Annotated in this window: 12 protein-coding genes; 7 read left to right on the top strand and 5 right to left on the bottom strand. The window is 56.6% G+C overall.

Going from position 1 to position 9,813, the window contains the following annotated elements; all coding sequences use genetic code 11:
* A partial coding sequence (locus ABWO67_RS17155) for a metallophosphoesterase family protein (RefSeq protein WP_353153829.1) occupies positions 1–1,734 on the top strand: 1,734 nt, incomplete at its 5' end.
* A gap of 85 nt (positions 1,735–1,819) precedes the next feature.
* Complete coding sequence (locus tag ABWO67_RS17150) at positions 1,820–2,260, top strand: VOC family protein (RefSeq protein WP_353153827.1); 441 nt, start codon at positions 1,820–1,822, stop codon at positions 2,258–2,260.
* Here ABWO67_RS17150 and ABWO67_RS17145 read toward each other — a convergent pair.
* Complete coding sequence (locus tag ABWO67_RS17145; protein WP_353153824.1) at positions 2,238–3,137, bottom strand: LysR substrate-binding domain-containing protein; 900 nt, start codon at positions 3,135–3,137, stop codon at positions 2,238–2,240. The two genes, ABWO67_RS17150 and ABWO67_RS17145, sit on opposite strands and share 23 nt — an antisense overlap.
* 115 nt (positions 3,138–3,252) lie before the next feature.
* Here ABWO67_RS17145 and ABWO67_RS17140 point away from each other — a divergent pair, with 115 nt between their 5' ends.
* Positions 3,253–4,020 (top strand): SDR family NAD(P)-dependent oxidoreductase, encoded by a 768-nt coding sequence (locus ABWO67_RS17140; protein WP_353153821.1) that lies wholly within the window; start codon positions 3,253–3,255, stop codon positions 4,018–4,020.
* Between the two features lie 19 nt (positions 4,021–4,039).
* Here the strand turns inward: ABWO67_RS17140 and ABWO67_RS17135 are convergent, their stop codons facing one another.
* Complete coding sequence (locus ABWO67_RS17135) at positions 4,040–4,261, bottom strand: hypothetical protein (RefSeq protein WP_353153819.1); 222 nt, start codon at positions 4,259–4,261, stop codon at positions 4,040–4,042.
* Positions 4,262–4,552: 291 nt separating this feature from the next.
* Between ABWO67_RS17135 and ABWO67_RS17130 the strand changes: the two genes are divergently transcribed.
* A complete protein-coding gene (locus ABWO67_RS17130) occupies positions 4,553–5,191 on the top strand; it encodes an isochorismatase family protein (protein ID WP_353153817.1) in 639 nt (212 codons plus the stop codon).
* 32 nt (positions 5,192–5,223) lie between these two features.
* Complete coding sequence (gene dhbA / locus ABWO67_RS17125; RefSeq protein WP_353153814.1) at positions 5,224–5,979, top strand: 2,3-dihydro-2,3-dihydroxybenzoate dehydrogenase; 756 nt, start codon at positions 5,224–5,226, stop codon at positions 5,977–5,979.
* A gap of 25 nt (positions 5,980–6,004) precedes the next feature.
* Here the strand turns inward: dhbA and ABWO67_RS17120 are convergent, their stop codons facing one another.
* On the bottom strand, positions 6,005–6,673 hold the full coding sequence (locus tag ABWO67_RS17120; protein WP_353153812.1) for a Vgb family protein: 669 nt from the start codon (positions 6,671–6,673) through the stop codon (positions 6,005–6,007).
* A 46-nt stretch (positions 6,674–6,719) separates the two neighbouring features.
* Positions 6,720–7,940, bottom strand: a complete 1,221-nt coding sequence (locus tag ABWO67_RS17115) for a helix-turn-helix domain-containing protein (RefSeq protein ID WP_353153809.1) — start codon at positions 7,938–7,940, stop codon at positions 6,720–6,722.
* Positions 7,941–8,022: 82 nt separating this feature from the next.
* On the opposite strand from ABWO67_RS17115, the gene ABWO67_RS17110 reads away from it, so the two are divergent.
* Both ABWO67_RS17110 and ABWO67_RS17105 read left to right on the top strand, forming a co-directional pair.
* On the top strand, positions 8,023–8,424 hold the full coding sequence (locus ABWO67_RS17110) for an NUDIX hydrolase (RefSeq protein WP_353153807.1): 402 nt from the start codon (positions 8,023–8,025) through the stop codon (positions 8,422–8,424).
* 213 nt (positions 8,425–8,637) lie between these two features.
* The gene (locus ABWO67_RS17105) at positions 8,638–9,147 is read left to right on the top strand and encodes an SRPBCC domain-containing protein (protein ID WP_353153805.1); all 510 of its coding nucleotides are present in this window, start codon (positions 8,638–8,640) and stop codon (positions 9,145–9,147) included.
* 131 nt (positions 9,148–9,278) lie between these two features.
* Here ABWO67_RS17105 and ABWO67_RS17100 read toward each other — a convergent pair whose 3' ends face one another.
* Complete coding sequence (locus tag ABWO67_RS17100; protein WP_353153803.1) at positions 9,279–9,785, bottom strand: GNAT family N-acetyltransferase; 507 nt, start codon at positions 9,783–9,785, stop codon at positions 9,279–9,281.
* Positions 9,786–9,813 lie beyond the last annotated feature (28 nt).

Raw genomic sequence — 9,813 nt, 5'->3', positions numbered from 1 at the left:
CCGCAGGACACGGTGATTCATTACGACTTGATCGCCGCGCCGGACGGCGGCGTCGAAGCCAATATCGCGCAATGGGCGCCGCACTTGCTGCATGAGGGCGCGACGCGGCCCAGCCTGGTGCTGCGTAGCCGCGCTGACGACATTCTCTTCGGCTCATGCCGCAAGCCGCATCATCCCTCGCGCGACGGGCTCGCACGCGCCGACGGCCTGTTGGCCGACGACATCGGGCGGGCCGACGCGCGGCCTGCCATGCTCATGCTGTGCGGCGACCAGGTCTATGCCGATGACGTGGCTGGTCCCATGCTCGCCGTAATCCACGCGCTGATCCGTCGTCTTGGTCTATATGGCGAGTGTCTGGAAGGCGCCGTCGTCTCAGACAGTGATGAGCTTTATGTCCATCCCGCCAGCTATTACCGACGCGAAGATCTGTTGCCCGCATTCAAGTCCAACGAGGCGCTGCGGGAGCGATTCTTCGGCGGCGTGGAAAAGCCGATCTTCACCACGGCCAATGCGCATAATCACCTGGTGACGCTGGCCGAGGTGATGGCTATGTATTTGCTAGCCTGGTCGCCTGTGCCATGGCAGCTAGTGCCCAAGCCGGCGGTACCCGTACTGGATGCCGAGCATGCCCACCGCTGGCGACGCGAGGCCAAAGCCCTGCAGGGCTTTTGTAGCGATCTGCCCCACGCTGCGCGTCTGCTCGCCCACGTTCAGACGCTGATGATTTTTGACGACCACGACATCACCGACGACTGGAATCTTTCAGCCAAGTGGGAAACCACCGCCTATGAGCATCCATTCTCGCGGCGCATCGTGGGCAATGCCTTGTTGGCCTATATGCTGTGCCAGGGTTGGGGAAATCGTCCCGATGTCTTCGGCGCGCTGCTCGACGACATGGACGCACTGACGGCCGCGCCCGACACCAAAGACCGGCTCGACGCCGCTGCGCAGGACGCGCTGATCGGTCGGCTGCTATCGTTTGGCAAGTGGGATTATGTGTTGCGCACGAAACCTACAGTGATTGTGCTTGATACACGCACGCGTCGCTGGCGCAGCCGGCGATTACCCAGCTATCCGTCGGGGTTGATGGATTGGGAGTCGTTGACCGAACTGCAGCATGAATTGCTTGATGAAACGGCAGCCGTGATCGTTTCGCCAACGCCCATGTTTGGCGTCAAGCTGATCGAGGTAGTACAACGGCTATGCACTTTTGCGGGTGCGGCCTTAACCGTCGACGCCGAAAACTGGATGGCGCATCGCGGTGCGGCCAGCGTCATGCTAAATATATTCCGCCATTCCCGCACGCCGGGCAATTACGTTATCTTGTCGGGCGACGTGCACTATTCCTTCGCCTACGATGTGCAAGTCCGGGACCGCGATCGTACGCCACACATCTGGCAGATTACAAGCAGCGGCATCAAAAACGAATTTCCGCGACGGTTGCTCGACTGGCTGGATCGCCTTAACCGCTGGCTTTACGCTCCGCGCTCACCATTGAACTGGTTCACCCAGCGTCGAGACCTCGCGATCAGTCCGCGCCTGCCTGATCAGCGCCGCCGTGGCGAACGATTGTGGAACGGGGCGGGCATCGGTCAAGTGTGGCTTGACGCACAGGGCCGGCCCGCCCGTATCGTGCAGCACAACGCCGATGGACGGCCGTCCACGCAGTTTCTTGCGTTAGACCACGCCGCATCCGCTGCAGCGACCGTTGAGCAACCGAGCACCGGTGCCTAAGATCCAGCTGCAATAGAACATTCGACATCAACGCTGGATTGATCAATAATTCTTCAATACTGATAAATTAGCTTCATATCCCCCTATGAAGATGCTTATAAATATTGACGTTCCAGAGCTTGGTCCCGCCATTGATTTCTACAGCGCCGCCTTATCTCTGAGTCTCAGTCGCATCATCGACGAAGATGTTGCAGAATTGACCGGTGCGTCGTCTACGCTTTATCTTTTACGTAACGCTGTCGGCTCACACCCGGTGAAAAGTTACAGTGCTGTGCGTCAATACACGAGGCACTGGACGCCGGTTCATGTTGATTTCGTCGTGGACGATATAGAGGAAGCTGCGAAACGCGCTATAAACGCCGGGGCCTTGCAGGAAAGCGAATGCGTCCACTGGAAGGGATCAAAATGCCTAAGCTTTTCTGACCCATTCGGCCATGGATTTTGCCTTATTGAATTCACTGGTGAAACTTATAGTGATGAAGTGAAAGCCATTACCGCGGCGATCACTCCATCAGATAAGGCGTAACTACTTTCGTCAGCCAGTCCAGAATAGCGTGTACACGAGGCGCTATCTGGCGTCGATGGGGATACAGAAGCGATACTGGCATCGGTGCGGCAGTGAACGCGGGCATAACCTCGACCAGCAGGCCTTCATTAACCAAAGGCATTCCGCCCTGGACTGGCACCTGAATCAGCCCCAGCCCGGCCAGGCAGGCGGCTTGATAAGCATCTGTGCCATTGACCACGATTGCGCTGTGCATGGGGTGGCTACGCACCGCCGCGCCGTCTTGCCACTCCCAGCCGGCTCCCTGTGTTCCAAGCGTAGCGGCATAATGAATGAGACGATGCTGTGACAAGTCGGCCAAAGTCTTCGGGGTGCCATACTTGCTTAAGTATGCGGGACTCGCCACGTTGCACATTTTCATAGCGCCCAGGGGGCGGGCAACTAAATCGGTATTGGCGAGTGAGCCAACTCGCAACACGCAGTCGAATCCCTCCTGGATCACATCCACGTGGCGATCGCTGGTGCTGATTCCCATTTCGAGCAGGGGATGCGCCGATAGAAACTCTGGCAGCCTTGGAATAATCAGGTTCCGAGCCATGCTGTTCGGCAGGTCAATACGCAAGCGGCCGCGCAAACCGCTTGGCGATGACTGAAACATCCCTTGTAGCTGCTCTGCATCAGCGATCAAATCCTTGCATCGCGCAAGAAACTGTTCTCCGTCGGCAGTAAGCCGAACGTGACGAGTGGTGCGATGCAGCAGCCGCGTGCCAACTTGTATTTCTAGCCGTTGTACTGCCGCAGAGACGCGGCCCTTCGCAAGCCCCAGCTGATCGGCTGCTTGCGTGAAACTTTCCAGTTCAGCGACTCGAACAAAAATGCGGAGTGTATTCAGATCCATTGGCAGATTGTCCTTTTCTGCAGAACAGTTTGGTCGGTTTTAGCTAATTTATTCTTTTTATGAGAACTACTAAAGTCTTTTAAACATAGTTCATGTCATGACCAAGGAGAGCAATATGATCGAATCAAGCACTAAAGTCGCGCTTATCACCGGAGCAAGCCGGGGGTTGGGGCGCAATACGGCGCTGAAGCTTGCAGAAAAGGGCGTTGACGTCATCCTTACCTACAAAAGCGGCGAAAGCAGCGCGCGTGACGTTGTACGCCAGATTGAAGCGCTTGGCCGTCGTGCCGTGGCGCTTCAACTCGATATCGCCAACAGCAAGAGTTTCGGTGCGTTCGCAGAAAGCGTAAAAAACGTGCTGGCGGACACATGGCAGCAAACGCAGTTTGATTATCTTGTGAACAATGCGGGTAGTGGCAATCAGGCTTCGTTTGCCGACACGACTGAAGATCAGTTTGATCAGCTCGTCAATATTCATCTCAAGGGCACGTTTTTTCTGACGCAGAAACTGTTGCCGTTGATCAAGGATGGCGGACGTATCGTCAACACCTCTTCAGGCTTGGCACGCTTTACGCTGCCTGGCTATGCTGCATATGCGGCGATGAAGGGGGGTATAGAAGTGCTGACTCGCTACATGGCCAAAGAACTGGGCCCCAGGGGGATTGCAGTCAACACCATTGCACCCGGCGCGATCGAGACCGATTTTGGCGGTGGCGCGGCGCGTGATAACCCGCAGGTTAATGCGCATATCGCCAGCCTTACTGCATTTGGCCGCGTGGGACTACCTGATGACGTAGGGGGTGCCGTTGCAGCGCTGCTTTCTGATGGCAATAACTGGATTACCGGGCAGCGTATCGAAGTGTCTGGCGGCATGATGCTGTAGCATCGCCGCCAGCGTTCAATCAGGCTTGAACAGATGGGGTGTCGCGCTGTACGGCTTGTGTTGCCAAACACACGACGGTGCCGACAGCCAGGGGGATCCAGGACGCGGTGAAAATGGCGTATACGCCCAGTGCAGCCGCGATAAGGGAACCGATGAGCAGAAGGTTGTTGCGTTGGCCGAGTATGGCGCCGATGGAAACGCCAACCAGAATGGCGGCGAGAACTTGAATGACGTAGTGCATGGATGCTCCATTTTTTGTTTGAAGTCGCGGGGAGTACAAGCGCGGCCCGCGTCGTCGTCCATACAGGACCGCCCGAGTGTATCACCCATCCGTTTGCATTTCTGTGGCGTTAAATCTAGAATGGGATTGATTCTCGTTACGGTCCGCCTGGCGGGCAATAACACGACAGTTCGTCATGTTTTGCCCCAGTCGGTTCGCGGTATTTTCCCAGACGATCACCGAACCCGCTTTGGGTGACGATGCCATTGGTTTACAGCCGCTGGCAGGCGGCCCGTGCTTAAGGCAGTTACCATGACTATTCCCGCTCTTGCCTCTTATTCCTTGCCGCTGGCGGCGGGCTTTCCCGTTAATAAAGTGAATTGGTCAGTGGACAGTAAGCGCGTCGTATTGTTGATACACGACATGCAGGAATATTTTGTCGCTTTCTATGGTCGGAATAGTTCCTTGATTGGGCAGGTTCAGGCGAACATCGCCGCTCTGCGTGATTGGTGTGACGCGCAAGGTATCCCTGTTGTATATACGGCACAACCAACAGATCAAAGCCCCAGCGATCGGGCCCTGTTGAATGATATGTGGGGGCCAGGCCTGACCGTGGCCAATCCTGACCAGCAACAAGTCGTGCCGGCACTGGAACCCAGGCCGGACGATACGGTGTTGGCTAAGTGGCGGTACAGCGCGTTCTACCGCTCAAAACTGCAGGAACTTATGGCTGGCTGGGGGCGCGATCAATTACTGATTTGCGGCATCTACGCGCATATTGGGTGCCTGACCACCGCCCTGGATGCCTTTATGTGCGACATTCAACCTTTTATGGTGGGCGATGCCGTTGCGGATTTCTCCGCGGAAGAACACCTCATGGCCCTGAAGTATGTGGCGGGCCGTTGTGGAAAAGTTGTCGATACCGCGAGTCTCATCAGCCAGATCGCTTGAAGCCGAACCTATTCAATTATTAAAGACAAATCATGACGACACTGGATTTCTCGGGGAAACGCTTGTGGGTAACGGGTGCAGGGCGGGGCATAGGCCTGCGTATCGCGCAGCAATTGCATGAGCTTGGCGCTGACGTGGTCGGCCTGGATCGTCAGTTTGATCAGGCCGAATATCCTTTTCGCACGACGCTATTGGATATCAGCGATCACCAACAGGTTCAGGATGTGTGCCGGAAATTGCTGGACGAACAGCCGCATCTCGATGGGCTGATCAATGCGGCTGGCGCTTTACGCCTGGGTAATAGTGATGCATTAAGCCTGGATGACTGGCACACTTGCATGGATGTGAATGTGTCGGGCGCTTTTTATTTGTTTCGCCAATTGGTGCCGCTGTGGAAGCGCCAACGCAGCGGTGTGGTAGTTAGCGTGGCGTCGAACGCCGCGCATGTGCCGCGCATGGGGATGGCGGCTTATTGCGCATCCAAGGCGGCGCTGGTCAGCCTTAGTCATTGCGTAGGCCTGGAGCTTGCGCCTTATGGCGTTCGGTGCAATCTGGTGTCCCCAGGCTCTACCGATACAGACATGTTGCGCCAATTATGGAAAACGCCCGAAGATGCCCAGCGCACCATAGATGGCTCCATGGATCAATATAAATTGGGCATACCCCTGGGCAAGTTGGCCACAGTGGACGAGATCGCTAACGCTGTCGTATTTTTAGCATCGGATCTGGCCAGCCATATCACCATGCAAGACTTGGTGGTGGATGGCGGCGCAACCCTTGCCGCATAGCCAGATCCTTACTGTCAGTCACTGATTATTGCTTCGGACGTCGCACGGCGCGGACTTTGCCGCTTGCTCCGCCACCGCAGTAAAAAATGTCGGCACCGTCGGATTCGAGTCCGCTGACGCCAATGCCGGGGGGCATCTCCAGCTGTTCAAGCACGGCTCCGCTCTTCGGGTCGATTCGGCGGATATCGCTTTCGTCTCCTTCCCACGTTCCATGCCATAGTTCGCCGTCGACCCAAGTTACCCCGGTCACATAGCGATTGGATTCGATGCTGCGGATGACGGCACCGGTTTCCGGATCGATCTGGTGAATCTTGCGGTCAAGGTATTGGCCCACCCATAAGCTGCCTTCAGCCCACGTCAGTCCCGAGTCGCTACCGTGTCCGGGCGCAGGGATCGACGCCACCACTTTGTTGTTGGAAGGATCTATTTTGTAGATATGCTCTTCGGCAATCTGATAAAGATAAGTTCCATCGAATGCGGTGCCGGCATCGCAGGCTCGGTCGAGCGTGTGGCTGGGTTTTCCGCTGGCTGGATCGAAGGCGATCAGCTTGGCTCCGGTGGCTGCCCATACGCGCTGGCCATCGAAGGTCACGCCGTGTACCTGGTCGGCACCGTCGAAAGGACCATATTCTCGTACGATCTCGGCTGCGCGGTCCGCCGTCTGGGATTGCTTTAGATTTGTTTGTTGGGTCATCGCTAGCTCCTTGTTGTGCGCCTCGGATTGGCGCGGTAAGACCACTTTATGTCAACGGCAGCAGAGTAGGGAGTAACAATATCGTCGTGAATCTTGTCAGCGGCGCAGACAGCCATCGGCACGTCCGCGCACGTCCGATCGAGCGCACTCGCCCGGCTGCTTCAAGCTCGACAAGCGCGCGCTGGACAGTTCGTTGACTGGCTCCCAGGGCCATCGCCAGGGCGGACGTGGACCAGGCCGCACCGTCGGAAAGCAGGGCGACCAATGATGCCTGATCATCATCAATAGGCGGTACCAGAACAGCAACGGCACGGTTATCAAGAGGCTTAAGAATAAAGCCTTGCGTGCTTGCTTCGATATGCGCCAGTGTTTTGACAAGCGCGCGCAGACGACCGATTTCAACCCGTAAGCGAGCCTTATGCGATTCGTCGGGGTGGCGGCTGCGGAATGCACGCGCGATCAGGGTTTCCCTGTCGACATCGCCGGGCCAAGCCTGTGCAAGCGCACGCGCCAATGTGAACAGTACTGGGCGGCGTGCCAGCGACTGCCATTCGGCACCCGTGCCAAGACGGCGATGGCAGGCGTCTATGACCAGCATGTCAGAAGTTAAGAGCGCTGCAACGTCGTCCAAGCGCAGTTCTTGCTCGCCTTCGGGAAAGAGGCGCCGTGCGGCGGGGCGGCTAAGCATGGTTCGTGCTTCTGCGACCTCGGCCAAGAGCGCCGGTACGCCTGCTTGTTCGGCTGCTTCCTGGGCACGGGCAAGCGCCATACGCGCTGAATCCATCCGAAGCGAGCGCAGTGCAATTTCCGCCGTGCTTAGTTCGGTGATTGCGGCCAGCGATGGCGGAAGAGCACGGGTATCGAGCTGGGCCAGTGCGGTTTCGGCTTCGTCCAGGCGACCGATCAGCAATAGCCGGCGTACCGCGATAAGACGTGCCTGCAGCGCGTTGGCGGAATCGTTGTGCGACTCGAGCGTCGCCAAGGCCGCCGCTAGCGAGCGTGGTGAACCGCCGAAGTCGCGCATGGCTAACGCTACCTCGGCCTCGGCGACGATGCAACGAGCCCGCGCCAGCGCTTCGTGGGCACCGAAGCCCCGGCCGGCACGCTGAAGAAGCTCGCGGGCACGCAAATACTCGCCGAGCTGGGCCATTGCGATACCGCGCAAGGCCAGAGCTGGCGGATCGTCGCGTAGGGCTACCCGCTTGAGGGCGCCAAGCGCGTCGCCAGCAGCGAGGGCACGCGCGGAGGCAGCGATCAGAGAGTCCATGACGATAGGATACTCCCGCCGTACTATTGTCAGACTCAATACAGGTCTGACAAAGGTGCTGCGCTAATCTAGAATGCGTTTCATGAAAACGCTCAACATCGCTACCGCATGCTTTATAAATGAAAACCGGGAATTGCTGGTCGTTCGCAAGCAAAAAACCATTGCTTGGATGCTTCCTGGCGGCAAGCTCGATAACCAGGAAACTCCCTCTGAAGCTCTTGTTAGGGAAGTCTGGGAAGAGCTTCAGATAACGCTGATAGCAGAGAAGCTGACGCACCTCGGCTCTTTTGTTGAGGTTGCTGCCAACGAAGCCAATACTTCCGTGCACGCCCACGCGTTTATTGCCAAGTTGCCTGGTAACCAAAAGCCGATAGTTTCAGCTGAAATCGCGGAGATGAGGTGGCTACCGTTGCATGGACCGTATCCGGAAATGATAGCGCCGCTGCTGAGAAACCACATCATCCCGGCTCTTCAGGCTCTATAGAAAAGCATGCTCAACTTAGGCGGAAAGGTGGGGATGGTTTGCAAGGGTCGAGCTGTTGCGGTGAACAAGGTCAAATTTCGGCCAGGAGCGGCTGTTCATAAGCGACGGTTTATGGGCAGCCAACGCTTAAAAACCTTGTCCGAATCATCTGTTTCCAGCGTGCTATATTTTTTATAACGTATGTATGGGAACATGCAACAAGGAGACAGAGCAATGGAACTGAAATTCACGGTGTCAGGACGGATTGCGAAGCCGGTCCACGAGGTGTTCGAGGCAGTAGCCGATCCCAAGCAGCTTTCCAGCTATTTCACGACCGGCGGAGCAAAGGGCCGACTGGAGACCGGAGCGGCTGTCACATGGGATTTCCATGATTTTCCCGGCGCGTTTCCTGTCAAGGTCGTCAAGGTGGAGCAGGACAAGGAAATCGTTCTACTTTGGGAGGCGAGTGAGGATGTGCCTGAGGAAATAGGACTCGATCGTGGTGAAATTCAGGGCGGCGGCTACGACACGGAAGTGCGTATTGCCTTTACCGGGCTGGATGATGGCGGCACGATGGTTAGCATCACCGAAAGCGGCTGGCGAGAGACAGCCGCCGGGCTGCGCGCATCATATGGCAATTGCGGTGGCTGGATGCAGATGCTGGCCTGCATGAAAGCTTATCTTGAATACGGAATCATCTTACGCGAAGGATTTTTCAACGCCAAGCCCCTTCCAGCAGGATAAGCTGGAAACCCCGGAGCTCAAACCGCGCTAACAAACGACCATTTTCGGCTATGAGCTCCTGATTAAGCTCTTCGCGAAGCGGCACTTTAAGAGCTGCTTCGCTTTGAGTCAGGCAATTTAGTGCTTAAGTATTAAGCCGTCGCCTCAAAAGCGGGGGAGAACGTAACCTCGCCTTTCGGCGTGAATTCGCCAAAGTTCCTGCACAAGAAGTATTCTGGGGGCACGTCTGGTAGTATCAAATCCCTGCAGGGGTTGAAGCCCAGACGTGAATAAAAGGCCGGGTCGCCGACTAGTACGCAACCTCGCGCATTCCTCCCTATTAACATTTCCAGGCCCCGTTGCACCAACTGGCTTCCAATGCCTTTTCGCTGGTGCTCCGGCAAGACGGATAGTGGGCCGCATCCATACCAACCGGTGTCACCTGTCGAAACAGCCACCGGTGAGAAGGCGACGTGGCCAACCGCCCCGTGCTCTTCCACTGCCACAAGGGATAAAGCAAGCTCACCGGAACGTCGCAGCGCATTCACAATGAATTGCTCTTTATGATTGGTATGGGCTGCAGTCAGGAAAGCGCGTCGGGTCACTTCAAAAATTGCTTCCGCATCAGTTAACTCTTCGGTTCTGATGGTAATTGTCACATTTATTCTCCGTCTGGTTTGTACTCTG

Origin of the sequence: Pollutimonas bauzanensis (genome assembly GCF_040393045.1) — a bacterium.
Taxonomy (GTDB): Bacteria; Pseudomonadota; Gammaproteobacteria; order Burkholderiales; family Burkholderiaceae_B; genus Pollutimonas; species Pollutimonas bauzanensis_A.
The sequence above is the reverse complement of the archived record's forward strand: the minus strand, read 5'-3'. Positions and strand labels throughout refer to the sequence as shown.

What these genes read in the sequence shown, in the direction of transcription:
- ABWO67_RS17150 (WP_353153827.1), top strand. Translation starts at nt 1,820, where the DNA reads ATGAAGATGCTTATAAATATTGACGTTCCAGAGCTTGGTCCCGCCATT.
- ABWO67_RS17145 (WP_353153824.1), bottom strand. Translation starts at nt 3,137, where the DNA reads ATGGATCTGAATACACTCCGCATTTTTGTTCGAGTCGCTGAACTGGAA.
- ABWO67_RS17140 (WP_353153821.1), top strand. Translation starts at nt 3,253, where the DNA reads ATGATCGAATCAAGCACTAAAGTCGCGCTTATCACCGGAGCAAGCCGG.
- ABWO67_RS17135 (WP_353153819.1), bottom strand. Translation starts at nt 4,261, where the DNA reads ATGCACTACGTCATTCAAGTTCTCGCCGCCATTCTGGTTGGCGTTTCC.
- ABWO67_RS17130 (WP_353153817.1), top strand. Translation starts at nt 4,553, where the DNA reads ATGACTATTCCCGCTCTTGCCTCTTATTCCTTGCCGCTGGCGGCGGGC.
- dhbA (WP_353153814.1), top strand. Translation starts at nt 5,224, where the DNA reads ATGACGACACTGGATTTCTCGGGGAAACGCTTGTGGGTAACGGGTGCA.
- ABWO67_RS17120 (WP_353153812.1), bottom strand. Translation starts at nt 6,673, where the DNA reads ATGACCCAACAAACAAATCTAAAGCAATCCCAGACGGCGGACCGCGCA.
- ABWO67_RS17115 (WP_353153809.1), bottom strand. Translation starts at nt 7,940, where the DNA reads ATGGACTCTCTGATCGCTGCCTCCGCGCGTGCCCTCGCTGCTGGCGAC.
- ABWO67_RS17110 (WP_353153807.1), top strand. Translation starts at nt 8,023, where the DNA reads ATGAAAACGCTCAACATCGCTACCGCATGCTTTATAAATGAAAACCGG.
- ABWO67_RS17105 (WP_353153805.1), top strand. Translation starts at nt 8,638, where the DNA reads ATGGAACTGAAATTCACGGTGTCAGGACGGATTGCGAAGCCGGTCCAC.